Here is a 21,823-nt window from a genome sequence, read left to right on the forward strand (position 1 = left end):
GCACCTCACTCCCCTTTTCCCAAAATTCTAACCGGCTTCCCTTCTTGTGCCGATTGATTCGCTGCCAACGTTACTTCTAGCGTCTTTCTCGCTGATTCATACGGCGACAAAATCAAGCTGCGATCCCCTGTCACAATCGCTGTGATAAACGCCCGATCTTGCTCCACGTACATATCCACCGTGCTCTCTGAAGTCCGAGTTCCCTGTTCATCCATGATCGCTAATTGCTTTCCATCAATCATGACGCGAAAATCTTTGCCCAAGATTTCTACATTTGTACGGTGATCCTGCTGGATAAAGCACGTATCCAGATGTCCTAGCGCCCCCGACTCAAACGCCATACTGATAGAAGACACGTCTGGAATATCGATGTTTGGAATGTCACGCGAGACGAGCAATGCCATCTGCGCATAGACCTTCTCGATATCTCCCGCCAAAAAACGCATCAGGTCCAAAGTGTGCGTCGCCTGCTCCACAAGCTGTCCGCCTGACTTGCCCATTTCCCTCCACCAAGGTGTCGTGACGAACTTGGTCAAATAATGACCGCGTACAAGGGCAATCGACTTGCCTTCCAGGTACGCTTTCGCTTCCTGCACGATATCGAGATAACGCAGGCAATAACCTGTCGCGGTGATAATCCCTGCCTTTTCAATCGCTGCCTGCTTTTCGCTCACTTTCTGTATATCCAGCCCAATTGGCTTTTCCACAAACAGATGAATCCCTTTCGCAGCCGCCGTTTCCTCAATCTCTTCATGCGCAAAAGGAGGGACGCACACAAACAAAGCATCCAGCTTTTCTGCCTCTAATAGCTCGCGCCAAGAGGTGTAGCCATGTGCACCAATGCGCTCAGCAGTCTCTGCAGCCGCCTCTTGGTTCACGTCGCACACTGCAACGACCTGTACCCTTTCGTCCGCTAGCAAGCCTTTCAGATGATGCTGCCCGATTCCACCTACGCCGATCATGCCTACGCGTACACTCATGCCACATTCACCGTCCTAGCGTAATACAACTGGTTGCTTCTGTTCAGCGGATTGATAAGCTGCGAGTGCTACTTCCACAGCCCGCAAGCCGTCTTCACCCGTAATCGACGGCGCTTTCTTTTCACGCACGCTGGTGACGAAATCTTTGACCAATTGACTGTCCATGTCATCGCCCCAGTTGACCCACTTCAAGCCTTTTTCATTGGAATAGACGTCCAGCTTCTGAGAAAAAGCGTCGAGCGAGATCGTGCCTTCTGTCCCGATAATTTCCATCGTCACATCGCCCCAAGTTGGGAAGGTCTTGTTGCGAGACCAGCTGCAATCGAGTGTGGCGAATACACCGTTCTCAAATTCCATGGTCAAAATACCGCAATCGTCAATCGGTGTATCGGAAAACTTGCTGTCTACTTCCGCGTAGACCTCACGTACCTCTGAGCCCATAAACCAGCGCATCAAATCAACCACGTGAACCGTATGATCGATCACTGCACCGCCGCCGGATTTCGCCGGATCGACGAACCAACCGCCAGGATTTTGGCCACGATTCGTGCCGCGGATCGCCATGATACGTCCCACCTTGCCTTGCTCCACCAGTTGCTTTGCTCGGACGACAGCCGGATGGAAACGGACAGGGAATGCCGTCTGCAAAATGACTCCCTGTTCGCGGCAAAAGTCGATCATCTCTTGAGCAGCCTCTGCTGTTGTAGCCAGTGGTTTTTCACACAAGATGTGCTTGCCTGCCTTCGCTGCCGCTAACGTATGCTCTTGGTGCTTGGCGTTTTCCGAGGTGACAATGACCGCATCGACATCCGTAGCGAGCAGTTCATGATAATCCGAGAAAAACGGAACGCCAAACTTCTCAGCTGCTGTCTTTCCGCGTACTTCATCCTCGTCTGCTACACCAACCAATTGAACCCCTTCCAAATTCGCAACCGCATTTGCGTAGCTGTATGCATGCATATGTGCAACACTGATGATTCCGAGTTTCATGTCCAGTCCCCTCCTACACCAAAGTTACGGGTTTGCCCGTTTCGATCGACACAAGCGCAGCACGAGCGATTTCTACCGCTTTCACGGCGTCTTCTGCCGTCACGATTGGCTCCAAATCACGGTCGATGCATTCGATGAAATGCTTCAGCTCTCTGAAATACGGGTTTTCACGCAACGGACTCTCCGGAACTGCAACTCCGCTCATGCCTGCTTGCTTCGAGCGATTGACGGCCACTAGTGGTTTTTCCTTCGAGCTGTCGTAGGAAATGACGCCTTCCTTGCCTGCCAGCTCCATTTTCATCGCGAAGCCTTCATGTGCCCATGAGCCTTCCACATGTGCAATCATGCCGTTCTTGAAGCGAAGCGTAACCAGTGCGTAATCCATCCGGGCAAAGCCTCGACCAAGCAAGCCTTTCGCGTACACACGCTCCACATCCCCAAAGCACCAGCGCAAAAAGTCAAAATCGTGAATGATCATATCTAAAACAAGGCTGCCACTGTTTTTGTAGTCCGCGTACCAGTCGTTCCACGCTGTCGGGAAGATACCACCACGGAACGTACGCGCCACTCCGACGTTGCCAATCGCACCATCATTGACCAGCTGACGGGACTTTTCGTATTCAGGGAAAAAGCGCAGGACGTGTCCGACGAACAGCTTGACGTTCTTCTCCCGGCAATAATCCACGATAAAACGAGCTTCTTCTTTATCACGAGCCAACGGCTTTTCACATATGACATGCTTGCCTGCGTCCGCGGCCTTTTTCACATAGGTTTTATGAAGGTACGTAGGCAAACACACGTCTACGATGTCGACCTGCTCCAGTTTTTCCATGGCCTCTTCATAGCTCTCGAACCATTCCGTTTTTGTTTCGGCTGCCAGCTCTTTTCCGCGCTCGCTGCGGATATCGACGATTCCAACCAGCTTGACTCCTTCCATGGCAGCATACGATTTCGCGTGAACAGTCCCCATGGTGCCTGCTCCGATTACCAGAACATGATGCATAATGGTTTCACTCCTTTTTTCGAAAATGACTATTTGGACCCAGTTAGGGTAATTCCCTCAACAAAATGCTTCTGCAAGAAAATAAAGACGATGATCATCGGCCAAATGGCAAGAACGGAGCCCGCCATCAAAATCGGGTAGTTCGTCAAGTTTGTGTGCTCACCAGTCAAGTACGCCAAGCCAGCGGAGAGCGGCATTTTATCAGGCGTGCTGTTGACGATTAGCGGCCACATCAGGTCGTTCCAAGACCACAACGCTACGAAAATGGCGAGTGCGATCAAGCCGGGCTTCGCCAGCGGCAGCATAATTCTCCAGTAAATCTGAAAATGGTTGCAGCCATCGAGCTTCGCCGCTTCTTCCAATTCTTTTGGTAGCGACATGAAAAACTGGCGCAGAAGAAACGTACCGAATGCACTGAACAATCCCGGTACAATCAATGCTGTCAAAGTATTCAGCCAGCCAAGCTCTTTCATGATCATAAATTGCGGGAGTAGAAACACCTGGCCTGGAACCATCAAAACGGTCAAGAACAGGATGAACAAGGCGTTGCGCCCTGGAAACTCAATTCGCGCGAATGCGTACGCCGCAAGCGAGCAGAGGAATACTTGTCCGATTACCTTCGCCACGGTTGTGATCACGGTATTCCAATAAAAGTCCAAGAAGGGCAGCATCTCAAAAATATGGGTGTAATTCTCCCATTGATACTTAGTCGGCAAAATGACCGGAGGTACCTGCGTCGATTCGCCAAGTGACTTGAGAGAAGTGAGAACCATCCAGACGAACGGTGCAACCATCACGAGAGCACCCACAATCAACATCAGATGAACCAGCAAATTCTTGGCCGTTTTATTCAGACTCGTATAAGCACTCATTTCATATCCCTCCCATCTGTCCAGTATCGATTAATCATAGTGAACCCATTTTTTCTGCAATTTCATTTGAATAGCGGTGACGATCAGAATCATGACCAGAAGCACGACGGCAACTGCGGCCGCATAGCCACCGTTCCCCGATTCGAATCCATTCGTAAAGAACAAGTACGCCATCGTTTGTGTCTGCTCTGTTGCCGGGTTGCCCATTTTGCTTCCGAGCATCAGATAAATCAGGTCAAATACTTGAAACGCCCCAATCAAGGAAGTGATACTGACGAAAAAGATCGAAGGGGTCAACAGCGGCAGGGTAATCTTGAAAAACATGCGAATCGGACCCGCTCCGTCAATTTCTGCTGCTTCGTAATAGCTTCTCGGTATGCCTTGGAGTCCAGCCAGAAAAATCACCATGTTGTATCCGATAGAACTCCAAACGGCTACGATAATTACCGCATACAAAGCAATAGCGGGATCAGATATCCAGCGTGGGCCCTCAATGCCCACCAAGCCCAGTAAATAATTGATCAGACCGTAATCAGCGTTGTACAACCATCTCCACACCATCGCCACCGCAGCTGCCATCGTCACAACGGGCAGGAAGTACAGGGTGCGATAAATCGTAATGCCCTTAATTTTCTGATTAAGCAGCACAGCGATAAAAATGGAGATGGCGATACCTACTGGAACTGCGACCACTGTATAAATCAGCGTGTTCTTCAGCGCGATCCACAAGTAAGGGTCCTTGAACAACAACTCGTAATTATGTAAGCCAGCCCACTTGTACTTGCCGAATCCTCCCCATTTGGTAAAGCTCAAATATATGGTTTGTACGATTGGCCATAAGTAGAAGACACCCAACCCGATCAGTGTGGGAGCAATCATGAGATACGCCCAGAACCAATCACTTCTCTTCATGCGATTCAACGATTTTTTCGTTTTTGGCTGGACGGCGGCGTGCATTTCAGGCTGCAACTGGCTGCTCATCGCATTCATTCCCTCCTTACATCAGCTTTTCAAAAAAGGATGGCCTCGTCCATGATACGAAGCCATCCATCATGGACCTTTTATTCTTGACTCAGCATTTCGTTCATTTTTTGCGCGAGCTCCTTGGAAGCATCCTCTACGCTCATTTGACCAGCCCATGCCTTGGTCATGAGCTCGGTTTCCAGCTTGGCCCACTTCGCCGTGTCTTTCGAAATCGGATACGGTTTCGCTACAGCTGCCTGATCAATAAAAATTTTCAGATTAAAGTTTGGCATGGATTGCATCCATGTATCTTGTGTTCCGTTAAACGCTGGAATCGCAGCACCCGATTTTGCCAGGATTTCTGCCCCTTCTTTAGAGCCCAAAAATTTCACGAATTCCCATGCTTCCTTTGGATGCTTGGTATTGGCCGCAATCACATTGCCCAGGCCGTGAATGACGCTTGTGTTCTCTTTCCCTTTTGGAAGATACGTCACGTCTACTTTGTCCTTTGTATACTCATTCTTATTAAAAGCGGATGCCATCCATGATCCGTTGTACATCATCGCGATCTTACCTGATTCAAACAGCTGTGTTGCCTCTGTTTCGGACAATTGCGCTGCGGTTGGCGATGCTTTTTCGTTGATCAGGTCTGTCCAAAACTTGAGACCTTCGATTGTTTCCGGTTTGTCATAGCCGGACGTTTTCTTGTCTTCCGAAATGATATAGCCACCATTTTGATAGATGGTGTTATAGAAGCCGTCCTGTCCATAAGGAGGTGCTGCAATTCCCCAAACGCCTTTTTTCTCATCCGTCAGTTGTTTTGCTACTTCCTTCAGCTTGTTCCAATCCCAGGTTTCGTCTGGATACGGTACTTTTGCATCGTCAAGCAGTTTCTTGTTGTACCAAAGGCCAATGGTGTCGAAATCTTTCGGTAGCGCGTAGTTTTGTCCATCGTAGGTGTAGAGATCAACGAGAGCTTTTGGATAATTGTTCAGATCGATGCCATCTGCCTTGATTTGATCTGTAATCGGCAAGAGCATGTCATTCGCTGCGTATTTAATGATACGCGGACCATTAATCCAAAAAATGTCCGGCAAGGTGCCACCCGTTGCGGCTGCCTCCATCTTTGTCCAATATTGTTTGTTAGGCGTTAGCTCGATCTTGATGTCCACGTTCGGGTTTTTTTCGTTAAACTTTTTCGCCATTTCCTCTATCGCTGGCATTTGGTTTTTGTCCCACAGCGCGTACGTGAGCGTTACCTTTTCGCCTGAAGCAGCACTGCCAGTCGTTCCAGCTGGCGCTGAGCTCTGCCCGCCGCCCGAACATCCTGCCACTGCTACCAAGAGAGCAGCCATTGCAATCGAAACCAACTTCTTCATCAGAAATCCCTCCTCGATTTACGTTCTCCTCTTTTACCCCCAGAATATAGCCAAACCCGACACGCTTCCCTTTTCGACTCGCCCCCTTTCAACGATTTTTTATGGTTCAACTTTCTTTTTCCAGTGATCAAATAAAGTATGCAAAAAAGATGTTACAAGCTGAAGTGAAAAACATCTTGTAACAAAACAGCAGCAGCAGCCTTGACCTCGAAATCAGCCCCCAATACAGTTGGACGGAATTCCAGGCCTTCAACCATCGTCCCCATCGCTTGAACCATCACTTGCTTTTGGATGCGCTCAAACAACACTTGGTTGTCCCGTATCATTTCTCCACCGAGAATAATCAAGCTCGGGTTGAACAAATTCACCAGGTTCACAATACCGATCGACAAGTACGAAGCGATCTCGTCGACGATATCTTGGCATACTTGATCCCCTTGATGCAGGGCTTGGCGGAAGACATCAAACGTGATTCTTGTCATGTCTCCGTCAGCCAAATCCATGACGAGCGTTTCTTTTCCGCGTGTAACGGCGGACAGTAAGCCTGAGTAAATGGCCGGCCACGCCACGTAATTTTCCAAACAGCCGACGTTTCCACAATCACAGCGCATCCCACTTCGATCGACTGTCGTATGCCCGAATTCACCTGCTCCACCACGGCTTCCGCGGAAGATGGAACCGTTTACAACAAGTCCTGAACCAACCCCTTCTCCTACGGTAACAAACAGGAGATTATCAGCATTCATTCCACCACCGAAGTTTTTTTCTGCCAGCGCGATTGCATTGGCATCATTGTCGAGCCATGTTTTTAGCCCAAAGCGCTCTTCCGCCATGTCCTTTAGCGGAACATCATGCAAACGCAACTTGGAGTTGAAGCGGATGACCCCACTGGCTGCATCGACAATCCCTGGTGCGATGATGGAAATGCCTAGACATCGACTGACATCATCCACCGACTGGAGAAAGTCCTCAATCGAATCCAGCACATACTGGATGATCAGGTCACTCACTAGACCAGCTTTCACCGGATAGATTTTCTTTTGCTTTGTAGTCGCTTCCAAATTCATTTCGGCAATCGTAATCGCTGTATTCGTAATGGAGACGCCAATCAAAAACTTCCCGTCTGGACAGAAGCGAACCATAATCGGCTTGCGGCCACCCTTTGACTCACCTGTTCCATCTTCTGCAACCATACCGTCCCGGATCAGCTCATTGACTGCCGAGGTGACCGTTGTTGGACTGATGCCCTGCTTTTTGGCGATATCACTTCGCGAGATAGGCCCAAACTGGCGAATGGTGTCGAGTATAATAAAGCGATTAAGCTCTTGGATTAGTTTCAGATCTCCAGTTCTGCGCATCGTATTCGTTCATCCTTTGTTTTTCCAATGACTTTATAAAGTGATCATACTGAAATTTTTATTTTGTGTCAATTTTGTTTTTTCTTAGATTTCAATTAATTTTTCTTGATCGACTATCACCTAGACCTCCGACCCCAGACAAGCTGATATACTTGAATTACCAAAACTTGTTTGAGGTGACCACACGCGTATTTGCAAAAAACGTTGCCCTAACAAATGGCACTGCCAAGTTCGGTTACAATTGCCCATTAGCCACTCTCATCTGGAAGCACGGCTCCACCCACTATGAACTAACGTATCATTTTTATTATGAGGAGGATGTGGAAGCCAAACTGGTGGATATCGCCAATACTTACAACCAAAAGAACCTCCCTTAAACCGTTGGAAAAGGAGGTTCTTCTTGCATGTGCTCTTATTCTGTGGGACCGTAGGTATAAAACTCACCCGTCAACGCATCTATTTTTGCATCGAATAAACTAGGTAATGTATAAACGAGAGAAGCTTTGCCTTCCTCTTGCAAGATATACTGTAGCTGCAACGGATATTTCTTGAGTAAAGCGGCTGCCGCTTTTTCCTGGGAGATTGCCTTCTTCGGATCAAGCATCACTCCATTGACCTTTTCATTGAGATCGATCCCCATAACTTTCCCGTTGCTGCCGTTGATCAAGATACGCGTCCGCCAATCCTCTACAGGAATCCCTTGCTCTTGCTTCACAAAATGAAAGGAGTATTGATTTGTACTTTCATCATATTCTCCGGGCTGAAGTAGCAGCAGCTCGCCTGTATCAGCAGGAACGATCTCTGCTAATTCATTTATGGCAAATTGCAAAGCCTGCTCTTGCGTCAATTTTTTGGTAGATGCCTTTGACACACTTGTATCTACGACACGATAGTACACGATTGAACCTGTTTTCGGCTCGATTAACATGCTCCCAATCCATCCGTCTTCAGTCCTCCACGAATAATTCGTACGCCCCTCCCATTTGTGTGTTTTCCAGAAATAATCGATAATCACGGGTTTTTCACCAGTCAAATCTTCAAAAAAGGCATTCCCTTTCGAGAAATCATAACCGGTACGCTGAGTCAGATATACTTGTGCTTCTGTTCGGGATTTCACTACGGCCTGGCTGGTACCCTTTGGTTTCACATTCACTTTACTATGATACGGCATATTCACGCTGTCTTTGCCGGACACGGCATCCAACTTCCCGGAGAAAGCAGGGACGTAGAGGAGCTTGTATGTTTTTCCATCTTGATCGAGGGAATACCATAATTTCATATAGGTGGACAGCTGATTCTCGGCTTTTTCTTTGGAAAGGATCTGATCCAATTTCGCGAAGGAGATTTTTCCGATAGATTTGCCAAGGGATTTTCCTATGATTTGTCCCTCGTGATCAACTTGTACCTGAATGATATCGTCTGTAAAAGGAACACCGTTGACCATACGTACAAACTGAATGGTATTTGTTTGTCCATCGAAAACCTTCGCAACCCCGTCCCCATCCAGTTGGTATCCTGCCATGTCTTCTCCATACAACTTTTTCATAAACGACACGGCTATTTCTTTCGATTTGTCGATAGGGTATAGCGTTTGGCTTTTTTTGTTATATGCTTCATGTTTACCAAACTCAAGTAGATCCCCCGTATTTTTATCGAGGACTAAGTAAACGAGATCGGCTCTGTTTTCTTTGGACTTGTACTTATTCACGATCAGATACGCGTTTTCTTTCAATACCACTTCCGTAGCTGGATAATCTTTCAGATAAGGGAGGAGGCTAGCTGCTTTCTTTACTCCTTTTTCTACCAGCTTGTTTATTTCGGGTGTCACTTGCTCTACTTTTCCTTTTTCTGAAGTAGAAGTTATCGAGTTCTCTCCTGCCAATGCACCACTAGGAGATGACATTGCAATACTTGCAGCCATCAGGAGGAACACAGCGTGCGTCACTTTTTTCATCATTTCTCTTCCTCTCGTCTGTTCATTTTTGCTTTCTCCCATTCATTATTCGAACCGCAATCTGTTTTGTTTCAATTTTCCTGAAAAATTCACACAAAAAAGTATTCCTCCGATGAATCGAAGAAACGATGGACGTATTTGCCTGCTACTCCCGATTCTGGTAAGCAACGAGGTTGCAGTGATCCAATCGGAACGCTGAGCCTTATGGCTTGGCTTATTTCTTATGTATGTTAAAATTTACAAAAAAGGGAAACGAGGCGTTAGTATGAGTGAGCAGCCCTTTTGGTTTAAAGCGATAGCAACGATTGTTGTTGTCATTGGAATTTTAGCACTACTGACAAGTGTCGCTTTCTTTCAGCTATTAGCATTAGTAGGCCTTGTCGTTATCTGTGCGTCGAAAGGCGTATTGGAATGGAAAAAGAACAGAGACTGGGCTGTTATTATTTTTGGACTTACTGCAATCCAAATCGTTATTTTTATCAATGCATGTTATCACTTTTTCACATAAGCCACAGGCCCAGTCAGCACAAAAGGAAAATATTTCTTGATAACTATTATGAACATTAATATAATAATAGTGAATTTGGAATTTTAAGGAGGGGCTTCTATGAATACTGCAATTGCGATTCTTACTTTTATTGGAGATCTCATTCCATTAGTCCTCCAACTGTTAAAAGCCTTTGCTTAATTTCCAAACGAGCAAATAGGGGCTGTTCCTCCGTCATTTTCATGACTGGAGGGACAGCCCCTTCCTTACTTACTGCGTATCTGCATTTCCTTCTGTTTCTGGTGTTTGTTCTGTTTCTTCAGTTCCTTCTGTTTCTTCTGTTTCCTCCACAACTGGCTCATCTACATAACCCTCGACGCCTTCAACTGCCGCTTGTTGTTGAACCTGCCACAGAGCTGCTACATTTGGTGGCTCCCACCCTACGAGGGAAGTGTGTGGTTGCAGACATTTGTATACCTTGCCTTGATAGCTGACCAAATCACCAGCTACGTAGTTTACATTTGGCGCCCATGCTGGCGCTCCCGGATTTGTAGCGTCTGTTACGCCAACGACCTCAACGCTCTTCTGTGAAGAATTACCTGCTGCATCCTTTGCTACCACAGAGAAGGTATAAGAAGTGTTAGGCGTGAGTCCTGTGACAGTTGCATTCGTAGTCGTTACATCCACAGCCAATGCTGTTCCGTTGTAAACCTCGTAATTCGTCACCGCGATATTATCCGTAGAAGCAGCCCAACCGAGACTGATACTCGTACCTGTTTTCCCTGTTATAACTAGATTGCTAGGTGTGCTTGGCGGTTGATTGTCTGGTTGAATTGTATCCGTCGTAACCGCTACCTCATTGCTTGCTACGGAGGAATTACCTGCTGCATCTTTCGCCTTCACAGTGAATTGGTAAGCGGTTCCAGAAGTAAGTCCGCTAATCGTCGTAGTTGTACCGGTTACCGTTTTTGCAAGCTGAGTGCCATTGTATACCTCATAGCCAGTAACCCCTACATTGTCGGTAGCAGCTCCCCAACTCAGGCTAACACTGGTCGCTGTTTTTGCAGTCGATTGGAGATTAGCTGGCGCTGTCGGGGGTACGTTGTCGATGGGAGCTGTCCCGCCCAGAAGATCGCCATACACTTTATCTAGCAGTGCTTTGTTACGGTCTCCGCTAAATTCCCAGAACATCGCGCCTGCCAGACCTTTGGATGTAATATAAGAAGTTTTGTGTCCGATTGAAGTCACGTCGTCATAGCTAATATATGTTTTCGAAGCCGGGTTGAAGAGATAGGGCACTTTTGCCGCGTCATTCCAGTGGCGTGTGAAGCCATTTTTGTTCACATAATTATTTTGGATATCCGTGAAGTCAAGCATGCCAGGTTCCCATGTTCCTGTTGAAGGCCCAGTGCAATTTTGATATTCTCCATTGTTAGACGTTCCGCAACCCGACCAGCCTCTCCCGTAAAACGGAAGCCCGAGCACGAGCTTGCTGGCAGGAACACCATCACGGAGATGACCCTCTACTGCCGTTTGAACATTGTAGGTTTGAGCATTTGGCAAACCTGCTGCTCCTGCTGCTGGATCATAGGCCAACGGCGCGTTATGTCCAGTCTGATTTTGGAAGGCTCCATAGAAGTCATAGGTCATAATATTGATCCAATCCACAATTCGGGCAATATTTCCAAGCTCTGTATTAGCGGCATAGCTAGGGCTGGCACCAGAGGCAATCGTCAAATAGTACTCTTTGCCATCTGTTACCTCAGCCGCATCGAGCTTATCTCTGACAGCCTTTAGCAACAACGTATAATTTTGTTTATCTTCTGGACGTTTGCTGTTTCCAGCCAACCCTCCACTAACCGGGTACTCCCAATCGAGATCGACTCCATCCATCTGATACTTCCGGATAAAATCTACCGAGGATTGTGCAAATGCTTGGCGTGCAGCCGGATCTGCTGCTACATCAGAGAAGCGATTGGACCATGTCCACCCCCCGATCGATATCAATGTCTTCAATTGAGGGTTTTTTTGCTTTAATTTTGCCAATTGATTCAGATTTCCGCGAATCGGCTGATCCCATTTATCGCCTGGAAAGGATTTTTGCACATCAATCCATGGATCTCCGAGAACGACTGTACCATTCGGAGCGTTAATATTGCCTACTTCATCCTGGCAAGCCCAAGTTTGTGGATTAGGCCCCGTTGGATCTGAGTTGCCGTGTCTGCCATTCCAGCAAATATCCGCAAATGCGTAGTTAATATGCGTTACTTTATTGGGATCGATATCCGTTACATTGTAGTTTCGTCCGTAAGCTGCCCATGAGGGATAATAGCCAATAATTTTGGAATTGGATACCGCTGTCGCCTCCGCTTGATATTCCTCTGCTTGCGCCGACTGTGCCACCATGGGCAATACGGAGGTGACAAGCAGGGCACCTACCATTAGTACATTCCTAACACATTTCTTAAATTTCATAGTATCCCTCTCGATCTTCATGGATTTTGTTACAAATCCATCTTATTACGACTTATATCACGATATGCTAATACATTTACATAAATGGTAATAAAAGGGTGTTTAAGCGCAAATGAACATAAAAAACCCTCCCTTCCGACCAAGGGAAGAAAAGGGAGGCTGGGTGGACTGGGTTCAAATCTCTAGTTCACCAAGTCGAACGAGTTCGACTACTGCCTGAGATCGACCTTTGACACCTAATTTTTGCATAACATTACTAATGTGATTGCGCACAGTCTTTTCGCTGATGAAGAGTTGTCCGGCAATCTCTTTGGTTGTCTTATCTTGGACCAAGAGTTCAAACACTTCTCTTTCGCGATTCGTTAACAACGGCTTGGTTTGGTCGCTACCCTTCAATCGTGCCACCCCTCCTTGTGGGCTCTACAGGAACAAGGTTGAGGGATTACAGAGTCACCTTATCCTATGATGGGGGGTGGGTGATGGTGCCGGAATTTCAAGGATTTTAGGCTTTTGCCTTACATCCTATTCAGAAAATGGGCAATGGGTTCCGAACACCGCTGAGAAACCTCTTCGACATCCGCCGTGAATTTTTCCGTTCGAGACGGCGATGGCCACCAGTTGTCCCCCGTTCAGATCGCGACGAGTTCGCCTCGCCTGCTGAGATTGCCGTCGAAACCCAAGGCCAACACCGCCCCCGACACTCCAGTCTATTCACCCAACACACATACTGCTCCCTTCTTTTCGACTTCCTTTCCCTTGTTTTTAACTGGATCGACCAAAAAAGGCCCTTGATCCGAAAAAATCAAGGGCACTCGCCATCAAATGAACGGTGTACGATTATACGTTTGCTCGAACTTATCACGCAATCCTTTGGCCAACAAGCTAAACGATCCAATGGCGATCATGAATGCCCCCAGTGGTACGAGAAAAATCCACGTATAGTTACTGTAAATAAAGCCTCGGTAAGACCCAAGCAGTCCTGCCCATTCATGTGTGATCGAATGATACAGTAGGGGATCAAAGGTCATTTTCGTACCACCTACAAACAGGTCAAATATGCCAAGAAGGCCCATCAATGTCATGACAGCGATCATTTCGGTCACCATCATGATGATGAGTTGCTCCTTCAAATGTGGCAAGATGTGGCGAAAAACGATTTGGTTTCGGCCAGCTCCCAGTGCAATGGCAGCCAAAACGTATTGAGATTCTTTAATTTGTTCAGCCTTTTGACGTACAGAAGAGGCTACGGAAGGTATTCCAAGTACAGAGACAAGCCCAATGAAAAGCAGCACGAGCGTGAATGTCGGCAGCTCGGAATTGATATTGATGCCTTTCAAAAGAAAATACACGGGGATAAATACAGGCATATAGCTCCATGCATTTTCAATAGCCATCCACCAACGCTGCTCTTTATCTTGAATGCCGATATAGAGTCCAATCCATGTACCAAGTAGCACGCGAATAAATGCGACCGCAAGAGTAATAAAAACAGTGTATGGCGCTCCATGTAGCAAAAGGGTCAGTAAATCATAGCCCCATTTGTCGGTGCCGAGCAAATGATCCTCTGACGGCGGAAATGGTGGTGAGACCATGCTTTGTTTGCCATTTATCTCCTCATGACGTAGCTTCGCTTGATATTCCAAGTCATAAGGAGCCAAATAAGGCCCCGCCACAGCGATTACGATCAAAAGGAACACGAAAATACTCCCTAGCCATAAAGACAAATTGAATCGTTTTTTCATCCAAAAACCTCACTTATTGCCATCGAAGTCACAAGCCCTCATGCTGCCCAGACTAATTCTTAAATGAATGGCGTCCGACTATAAGTCTGTTCAAACTTCTCACGCAATCCCTTTGCCAACAGACTAAAGGAACCAATTGCAATCATATAAGCAGCAAGTGGGATCAAGAAAATCCACGTGTAATTCGTGTAGACAAAGTTTCGGTAAGTCCCGAGCAATCCTGCCCATTCATGCGTGATCGAGTGATACTCAACAGGGTCGTAGTACATCGTTGTCCCGCCTACAAAAAGTCCAAATATCCCTAGAAGACCCATCAACGTCATGACAGCGATCATCTCTGTCACCAGGACAATAACCAAATGCTCCTTCATATGCGGCAAGATGTGGCGAAAAATGATCTGATCCCGCCCAGCACCCAGCGATGTCGCAGCTAAAACGTACTGGGATTCCTTGATTTGCTCCGTTTTTTGACGGATGGACGCAGCTACCGAAGGCGTCCCTAGCACTGCGACAACCAATATAAAAAACAACACGAGCGTAAACGTTGGCAATTCGGGATTGATATTGATTCCTTTCAATAAAAAATAGACAGGAATAAATATCGGCATGTACCCCCAGGCGTTCTCAATCGCAATCCACCAACGCTGCTGCTTGTCCAATATTCCAATATACAGTCCGATCCATGCTCCAATCAATAATCGCAATAACGCAATCAAGAGTGTAATAAAAATCGTGTAGGGTGCCCCGTGAAGCAGCAAGGTAAGCAAATCATAGCCCCATTTATCCGTACCCAACAGGTGCTCGCCTGACGGTGCCAAAGGCGGTGAAATGATCACTTGCTTCCCGTTCACCATCTCATTGCGCACTTTCACCTGGTAATCGATGTCATAGGGGGCCAAATAAGGTCCGGCTACACCAATAACCATTAGAAATAATACCAGGCTACAGCCTAGCCATAAAGCCCAATTGAACCTCTTCCTCATACCATAACCTCACTCATTCCAAAAGAAGTCTGTGTTATTTATACACAACCGCGCGTTCAATCACATACAGAATGAGACGAATCAATAAATAGACCAAAATGGATAGCAAAATAATACCTAACAGCCCCATGACAGCAGCATTGAATTCGTAACCGCCATCTTTGCTGAAAATAAAGCGGGTCAATCCTACGACGTTTAATAAGTACTCGACAATAAACAAGTTGGCTACCGTAATCGCAATCGTCTTCTTTAAATCAGCAATGAGAAACGGCTTGATATTTTTATAGACGTGATGAATGAGAACATGCCAAATCCCCATCCCCTTGGCAAGTGCTGTTTTAATGTAGTCTTCGCCACCGATTTGTGCATACTTCAGGCTGACTACCTTCATGAGGAAGATCGTTGGTCCAATCGACAGCAGCGTGATCGGAAACCAAGTACTCTCAGAGTCACTTACGGGTGACAAGGTGATTATTCGAATGTTCGTCAGCTTGTAAAATCCGACCGCACCCACAATAGAAACGACAATCAGGATAAAATCAGGAATCGTGGCAAGCAGATTCAAAACCTTTTGAAATTGACGTACGATCCGAAATCGCTGCAAGAGCAATCCAAAAATAATACTCGCAACGACTGCGACACTAACACTTGCGAACAGTAGTTCAAAAGAGCTAATTGCAAATGGGAGGATATCCTCTGCGATGCTCCTTTCCGTTTGCCCCGAATAATAGGTTCCGAGGGAGCCCTCTGCAATCTGCTGAATCAGATATACCGTATGAACGATGATATTTCCCGGCTCGAACACAATTTCTTCCTTTTGCGTATATAGCATGAACGGCCCACCGCAAACGGCGATGACTAGGAAAAACATCCCAAGTAATTGCTTCACATAGGTCAATCTCTCATACCCCCTTACTATTTCCAACAATACACTATCTATTAAAAATCATCCAGACAATAGAAAATATTTTATTTTTTTATTCTATTCACAAAAAAGACGGCCATTAGCCGCCTCTATCTTATCACAATAATTTGAATATCCAGTCTGCCCATGTCGTGAAGATCGAGTGGTGCTATCAATGCTGTTCCTGCCATGTCTTTCAAGTCATGCTGGTGTAAAAATAAGGGCGGGGTTATGTCTACAATAACACCTCGATTGGACAAAAGCGTACTCGCATTCCCGGAAATCATGTTCCCCAACTCGGAAATGGCACTTTTTCCGAGCTCATCCATCTCTTGCACGGGATAACCGCCCATCATGGCCGAGACAATGCGCAAAGCCAATTCCTCTTGCAGACCGAAAAAGACCTCACCTTGTAATTGACCTGTCATTCCGATTCGAATCCATGTATGGCCTTCTACATGGCTCCATTCTCTTTCAGCTAACTCTCCACGCGAAATGTCGACATTGCATACTTGTTGAATCACGGACGAAGCTGATTCAAGAAATGGATCAAGGTATTGGACTATCATCTGCGTTCTCTTCCTTTCCCGGGCAATTCACTCTTAGAGGTTGTTCAAAAAGTCGTCTTTTGATCACGTAGTAGTACTGGAAGCCTATTCGACATCGAAAGAGGTTTTCACCTTCAACGTCCGGTGCTCATGTAGGTTCCCTACACTCCGCTCCTCCTTTTTCAGGTTCTCACCACTTTCTCGGTGCTGAAAAGACGACTTTTTGAACACGCACTCGTATAGGACTATCATAATGTCGATTTTTGGCAGATGCAATAGGATTACGAAAACTTCATAGGCATAAGGTCACGAAAACAAGGTGTGCTGGGAAAATAACCCTCTACTTTTGTCTCATGACGAATGGTATAGATAGCCGTGCACGTTCGCAAGTCTAATATTTCTACCCCAATCTCATGCTTACTCAATTGCCACATCGGAAGCTGGACTCGATCGAAAGCAAAAACAGTATCTCCAAATGCCAAGCATTCCTGTATACAGCGTACAGCATCGTAATGCTCATCGGCCTCAAGCAAATGAACTGGCTCCAAACCGAATTGTTCGATCAGATGAATGCGATCCCATAATTGCTCTGCCCCACGCTTCCTCCTCGCGGTCCTTCTCGGTGATAGCACAGGGTACTCTCTCGTAACATATTCCCACATGATCCCGTGATAAAACATCGAATGGAATCCTCCCACAAAAATTTGGCCCGGCACTAGCCTTTTAGCTGCTAATGCCGGGCCCGCTCGCCTATTTTTTCTTTCCGACGACGTTCACCTCAGCTCGGACTTCCCTACCCAGCGCATCAGTGGCGACAACCGTCAGTTTTTGCTTGCCTTCCTCTACCTCATGTAGCACCAAGCGAAATAGCCCACGATCATTCGCGTTGGTCTGAAAGCTCTTTGAACCATAGTTGATCTGGAGGTTAACAGCACCAGCACCCGTCACTTTTCCTTCGATGGGCAGTGCTTCACCCTCCTGCCCTTCTAGCTGTTTGTTTGGTAGCTGTATCGTCGGAGCTGGCACTGTTCGTGCCTTGTAGGATATACGCTGCTCCCCATTGCTTATGACGACCGACCCTGCATTGGCATCGACATACGCATAAACCAGCAGCATACTTTGATTGCCTGCACCATCTTTCCCTTCAAGCAAAATGCGATTTTCTCCCTGCTTCATACTCAAAATTTGCGTTACGTATTTTTGCGCAGGGATTTCCAATTGCTCTTCTTCAAAGGAGGACACGATTTGCCCATTAATACTTACCTGCCCTTTATAGGTTTGATCTCTGTACATAAAGCGGACCGGAACCAGTATGTTCTTCGTTGCTGGATCGAACTGTACGTCTTCGCTGCCATCATTTAGCAATTGCAGCGTCGGCGGACTCGTATCGACGATGACCCGCTGCGTGAATTGGCGCTTGTTTCCATACATATCCATTGCACTGTACATCACATAGTTGAGGCCTTCCGTTAATCGCAGGATGGTTTCAAATGATCCATCCGTCGCCAGCTTTACAGGCGTTTTGTTAATCGACAAGCGGACTCTGTCCATCATATCCTCGCCTGTTACTTTGCCCCTGAAGGCCACATCCGGCTGCTTGGATATTTTCAGATAAGGAAACAAATCATCCGGGAACTCCACAAATGGCGGAGTGCTGTCACTTTTCCCGTTAATATGCGCCACACTGATATTCCCTGCGTAATCATACGCTGCCACACTCATTTTTTTATCCGGCTGATTAATAAGTGTACTCGTCACTTTTGGAGAATAGGGTCCTCCTACCCTTTTGCCATTTACATAGAGAAAATAGGCCTGGATATCTTTATCGCGGCTGCTCCACTGAACCCGGTTTCCTGACACAGATGCTGTAATAACAGGAGCTTTTGTATCCACGCGGATGGGGAGCGTCATCGATTGCCAATTGGCATTGCGTCCGTCTATTTTGGCCTTGATGGAAAATTGGTACTGTCCATCAGGCGCCTGTATATATGCGCCTTTTTGCGGTGAAAAGATCTTTCCGTCCCAGCTCCACGCTTCCTTTTCCGTATAATAGTATGGCGTCCCCAGCTTGGATTGGTCGTACTTGCTCACCTTTTCATCGCGCACAAGCGTGCGAACCGGCTTGCCTGACTGGTCTAATACTTCGACGATAATATGGCGGGCATTGCGCAAAAATGTAATCGAAGGAGCTGCGACATCGTAATGCCCGTCCCCGTTTGGCGAAAAGGCAATCTGATTGGGATCGATTTTCGCACCGCCATCCGATTTGACACCTGTAACACCTAGATAATCCCGATAGCGCCATTTGTCGTTGCGTTTATCGTGATACCAGCTCGTCTTGACACCCGTTCGGTTTTCCTGGCTTTCTGCCTCCCATACGGGCTGATCCATAATCCTCGGTTCATCCCAATCGCCGTAGAAGCCATAAAACGGCGTACGTAACGTAGGCAACTCCTTATCATCTGGTTGAAAGGAAATAAAGCCTTCTGCAAATTGATTGCGTGCCGAGCTTGGCGGAATCGTGAGCGTTACCTTCACTTCCTCTAACTTCCCCGGCTCAACTGTAACCTTAGGAGCGGAAAATTGCAGTTCTGCCCCCTCGAAATGGGTATTTGTCAGCATGTTAAGCCCATTCTTGCGCAAGTCAGTCATGACACCAAACTCATTTTGCAGCTGATACGTAATCGGCTTTTTGCCAAACTTGTTATTAACAAGCAGAGAAAAGGTCGTTGAATTCCCGATCTCTCCTAATGAGACACCTGCTTTTCCTTTTGCAGTCACAACGATGGCTGGCGTCTTGATCGCCTTAGCAATTTGCATCAAACCTGCCCCTTGAACCCGTGGGCTGTAAGGTACTTTTTTTGCTTTCTCTTTATCCGTTGCCGGGATGCTGATTTGTGGATCGATAATCGGTTCTGCTGTATTCATCGCCGCAGCCTTTAAGGTATCAACAAGCGATCTGCCTTGCAGGTTCCGCCCTTGCTTGAGATAGCCTTGCTTCAGTAAAGCCATCCCCCCTGCCACATGTGGCGTCGCCATGGACGTACCACTTTTCACGGCATATTCAGACTCTCGTGTGAGTGACAAGATGCCCCCACCTGGAGCCGCAATCTCCGGCTTGAATTGCAAATCGGGTGTTGGTCCCCATGATGAAAAAGCCGAGATCGTTCCTCCGTCTGGATAAGGCATTGAGTTTTGTCCATATTCGCCGTTAAATGAGATCGTCACTTTCTTGCCTTTTTTAATCGCTTGCGCCATTTGCTCGCCCATGTGCTTCAAGATAGAAACGGCCGGGATTTGTTTCGCATGCTCCGCACTGATAATGAGTGGTCCCATTTCATTGTTGTAGATGACAGCACCGACTGCTCCTGCTTCTTTGGCGAGGCGCAGCTTTTCGTCGAATGAAATGTCGCCTCGCTCGAGCAATACCACTTTATCTTTTACGGAAACATTGTAGTCTTCCTTCTTCCCTTTCCCCATATAGACAAGCGGATACGGCTTCATCAGCGTCATGACTGGGTTTATCGCACCCCCGCCTTCCACATATCCCGATAAATACACGACTTTCTCCATACCGGGTACCCCTTGCACCGTGAAGCTATAGCCAGCAAGTGCAGTAGCGTTGACAGAGGCAACGGAAAGCGCATCAGGACTCAATCCCGGAGAACCGATCATGGCGATATCCGGATTCTGTGCTCGTACCTTATCACTGCCGAAATACGCATCATTGCCGGCCGCTGCCACTACTATGATCCCATTGTCGACTGCTTTCTTTACAGCCATTTGCTCCACATTTGTTTCATCCACGTAGCCCGCAGAGGAGCCGAGACTCAAGTTGATGACATCTGCTTTTTTCGTAATGGAATCATTGATCGCAAATAAAATCGATTCCCCCAGCCCAGGTACCTCGCTTTGATAATTGGAGAATACTTTTTGACTGATAAGTTGGGCCTCAGGAGCTACACCTTTTACTTTTCCGTTCGCACCAATAATTCCCGCCACATGGATACCATGCTGAGATTCCGATACGTCTTCAGTTGTTTGCGTACGGTCAGCCCAGTTAAAGCCAGGGATCACCTTCTGGGAAGAACCTGACTTTTGCATGGCTGAACGCTTATCATGCGGGGCAGGCAAATCAGGGTGGCTCGGATTGACTCCCGTATCGATCACGGAAACGAGCATCCCTTCCCCTTTTACCCCTGCTTCCTCCCAAGCCCGAATCGCCTCAATCATTTCCAGCGAATGAACAGGGGCAGTTTTTAATTGCTCGCCTCGTAGCTGCAATTCTTGTGGCTGCCATTCATCTGCCTTCGTTCTAATTAGCCCATCACTGTGTTTTTCGATCGCCTTGCCTGTATGTAATGGCTGCATTTCCGTAAGATCCTGCAATATCTGCGTACGAATGGTCGCTGATCCTTCAAACGCCGTTGTGCTGACAGTCGTTGCGGGAAGCAAAGCCAATATCAATCCAATGCTGCATACCTTTTTCTTCATCGTTTGCCCCCTTGCTGGAAGTCATTCCATTATGTTTTCAGTTTTCACTAGGAATCGCTTGGGTATTCCCTTCTTTTCGCGAAGGTTGACAAACGAAGTATTTTCAGCCTATATTTAAGTGCGTTAAATATTACATATTAAATATTCCAAATAACGAAGCAATAGATTAAATAAGGAGATGATACGAGCATGCCCTCCCCTTCAACAGATACGCTTGAGCGCCTACAGGAGGCGTTTCGTACCATTATGCGCACGATGGGAACGCAATTAGCCGAACCTGTCTCTGGTTTAACTGGCCCGCAATTCTACATTCTTCATCAGTTGGAACAGAAGGAAAAATGCACCGTAGGAGAATTGGCTGAATCAATGGGGGTCAAACCAAGTGCAATCACAGCAATGGTCGACCGTTTGGATAAACACGGCTTCGTCGCCCGTGATCGTGATGAGGAAGATCGCCGAGTGGTTTACATCAGCTTGCGTGATTCTGGCAAACATATTTTGAAAGTTGCCAAGCAGAATCGGAGAGAAAAGCTAAATAAAATGTTCTCTCACCTCACCGAAGATGAACTCCAGCACTTCGTCAGCATTTTTGAAAAGCTGGCGGTGGCGGCGGTCATCGAGGCGAATTGAAAAAACTCGTTGTATGTTGCTGGTGTGGTGGGGAGGAAACAGGAGAAAACGCTCAGCTTCT

At 47.0% G+C, this 21,823-nt stretch carries 19 protein-coding genes; 3 read left to right on the plus strand and 16 right to left on the minus strand.

Annotated features, from left to right (window positions below; translation table 11 throughout):
* Positions 1 to 5: 5 nt before the first annotated feature.
* The 7 genes from C7R93_RS10160 to C7R93_RS10190 all read right to left on the minus strand — a co-directional run bounded on the left by C7R93_RS10160 (position 6) and on the right by C7R93_RS10190 (position 7,545).
* Positions 6 to 980 (minus strand): Gfo/Idh/MocA family protein, encoded by a 975-nt coding sequence (locus tag C7R93_RS10160; protein ID WP_106838698.1) that lies wholly within the window; start codon positions 978 to 980, stop codon positions 6 to 8.
* 15 nt (positions 981 to 995) lie between these two features.
* The gene (locus C7R93_RS10165) at positions 996 to 1,970 is read right to left on the minus strand and encodes a Gfo/Idh/MocA family protein (protein WP_106838699.1); all 975 of its coding nucleotides are present in this window, start codon (positions 1,968 to 1,970) and stop codon (positions 996 to 998) included.
* A gap of 13 nt (positions 1,971 to 1,983) precedes the next feature.
* Complete coding sequence (locus C7R93_RS10170) at positions 1,984 to 2,973, minus strand: Gfo/Idh/MocA family protein (RefSeq protein WP_106838700.1); 990 nt, start codon at positions 2,971 to 2,973, stop codon at positions 1,984 to 1,986.
* Between the two features lie 29 nt (positions 2,974 to 3,002).
* A complete protein-coding gene (locus C7R93_RS10175; protein ID WP_106838701.1) occupies positions 3,003 to 3,845 on the minus strand; it encodes a carbohydrate ABC transporter permease in 843 nt (280 codons plus the stop codon).
* A gap of 30 nt (positions 3,846 to 3,875) precedes the next feature.
* Complete coding sequence (locus tag C7R93_RS10180) at positions 3,876 to 4,835, minus strand: carbohydrate ABC transporter permease (protein ID WP_106838702.1); 960 nt, start codon at positions 4,833 to 4,835, stop codon at positions 3,876 to 3,878.
* A gap of 71 nt (positions 4,836 to 4,906) precedes the next feature.
* A complete protein-coding gene (locus tag C7R93_RS10185; RefSeq protein ID WP_106838703.1) occupies positions 4,907 to 6,187 on the minus strand; it encodes an ABC transporter substrate-binding protein in 1,281 nt (426 codons plus the stop codon).
* A 152-nt stretch (positions 6,188 to 6,339) separates the two neighbouring features.
* Complete coding sequence (locus tag C7R93_RS10190; protein ID WP_106838704.1) at positions 6,340 to 7,545, minus strand: ROK family transcriptional regulator; 1,206 nt, start codon at positions 7,543 to 7,545, stop codon at positions 6,340 to 6,342.
* Positions 7,546 to 7,697: 152 nt separating this feature from the next.
* Here C7R93_RS10190 and C7R93_RS29935 point away from each other — a divergent pair, with 152 nt between their 5' ends.
* Positions 7,698 to 7,922, plus strand: coding sequence for a hypothetical protein (locus tag C7R93_RS29935; RefSeq protein ID WP_146142419.1), 225 nt, complete (start codon positions 7,698 to 7,700; stop codon positions 7,920 to 7,922).
* Positions 7,923 to 7,957: 35 nt separating this feature from the next.
* On the opposite strand, the gene C7R93_RS10195 is transcribed toward C7R93_RS29935, so the two are convergent.
* Entirely contained in the window at positions 7,958 to 9,502 is a 1,545-nt protein-coding gene (locus tag C7R93_RS10195) for a YcdB/YcdC domain-containing protein (RefSeq protein ID WP_146142420.1), read from the minus strand.
* A 262-nt stretch (positions 9,503 to 9,764) separates the two neighbouring features.
* On the opposite strand from C7R93_RS10195, the gene C7R93_RS10200 reads away from it, so the two are divergent.
* The gene (locus C7R93_RS10200) at positions 9,765 to 10,007 is read left to right on the plus strand and encodes a hypothetical protein (protein WP_106838706.1); all 243 of its coding nucleotides are present in this window, start codon (positions 9,765 to 9,767) and stop codon (positions 10,005 to 10,007) included.
* Positions 10,008 to 10,256: 249 nt separating this feature from the next.
* Here the strand turns inward: C7R93_RS10200 and C7R93_RS10205 are convergent, their stop codons facing one another.
* The 8 genes from C7R93_RS10205 to C7R93_RS30920 all read right to left on the minus strand — a co-directional run bounded on the left by C7R93_RS10205 (position 10,257) and on the right by C7R93_RS30920 (position 21,132).
* The gene (locus C7R93_RS10205; RefSeq protein WP_106838707.1) at positions 10,257 to 12,482 is read right to left on the minus strand and encodes a glycosyl hydrolase family 18 protein; all 2,226 of its coding nucleotides are present in this window, start codon (positions 12,480 to 12,482) and stop codon (positions 10,257 to 10,259) included.
* Positions 12,483 to 12,635: 153 nt separating this feature from the next.
* Positions 12,636 to 12,857: a helix-turn-helix domain-containing protein gene (locus C7R93_RS10210; protein WP_003387736.1), complete on the minus strand. Its 222-nt coding sequence runs from the start codon at positions 12,855 to 12,857 to the stop codon at positions 12,636 to 12,638.
* Between the two features lie 422 nt (positions 12,858 to 13,279).
* Positions 13,280 to 14,203, minus strand: a complete 924-nt coding sequence (locus C7R93_RS10215) for an ABC transporter permease (RefSeq protein ID WP_106838708.1) — start codon at positions 14,201 to 14,203, stop codon at positions 13,280 to 13,282.
* Positions 14,204 to 14,262: 59 nt separating this feature from the next.
* A complete protein-coding gene (locus C7R93_RS10220; RefSeq protein ID WP_106838709.1) occupies positions 14,263 to 15,186 on the minus strand; it encodes an ABC transporter permease in 924 nt (307 codons plus the stop codon).
* A 34-nt stretch (positions 15,187 to 15,220) separates the two neighbouring features.
* Positions 15,221 to 16,084 (minus strand): ABC transporter permease subunit, encoded by an 864-nt coding sequence (locus C7R93_RS10225; RefSeq protein WP_106838710.1) that lies wholly within the window; start codon positions 16,082 to 16,084, stop codon positions 15,221 to 15,223.
* 116 nt (positions 16,085 to 16,200) lie between these two features.
* Complete coding sequence (locus C7R93_RS10230) at positions 16,201 to 16,659, minus strand: chemotaxis protein CheX (protein ID WP_012685410.1); 459 nt, start codon at positions 16,657 to 16,659, stop codon at positions 16,201 to 16,203.
* A 260-nt stretch (positions 16,660 to 16,919) separates the two neighbouring features.
* Positions 16,920 to 17,318, minus strand: coding sequence for a hypothetical protein (locus C7R93_RS10235; RefSeq protein WP_106838711.1), 399 nt, complete (start codon positions 17,316 to 17,318; stop codon positions 16,920 to 16,922).
* Positions 17,319 to 17,388: 70 nt separating this feature from the next.
* A complete protein-coding gene (locus C7R93_RS30920) occupies positions 17,389 to 21,132 on the minus strand; it encodes a S8 family serine peptidase (protein WP_106838712.1) in 3,744 nt (1,247 codons plus the stop codon).
* A gap of 189 nt (positions 21,133 to 21,321) precedes the next feature.
* Here C7R93_RS30920 and C7R93_RS10245 point away from each other — a divergent pair, with 189 nt between their 5' ends.
* On the plus strand, positions 21,322 to 21,762 hold the full coding sequence (locus tag C7R93_RS10245) for a MarR family winged helix-turn-helix transcriptional regulator (protein WP_106838713.1): 441 nt from the start codon (positions 21,322 to 21,324) through the stop codon (positions 21,760 to 21,762).
* The last annotated feature ends 61 nt before the right edge of the window (positions 21,763 to 21,823 follow it).

The sequence above is a fragment of the Brevibacillus fortis genome, from assembly GCF_003013395.1.
Lineage (GTDB): Bacteria > Bacillota > Bacilli > Brevibacillales > Brevibacillaceae > Brevibacillus > Brevibacillus fortis.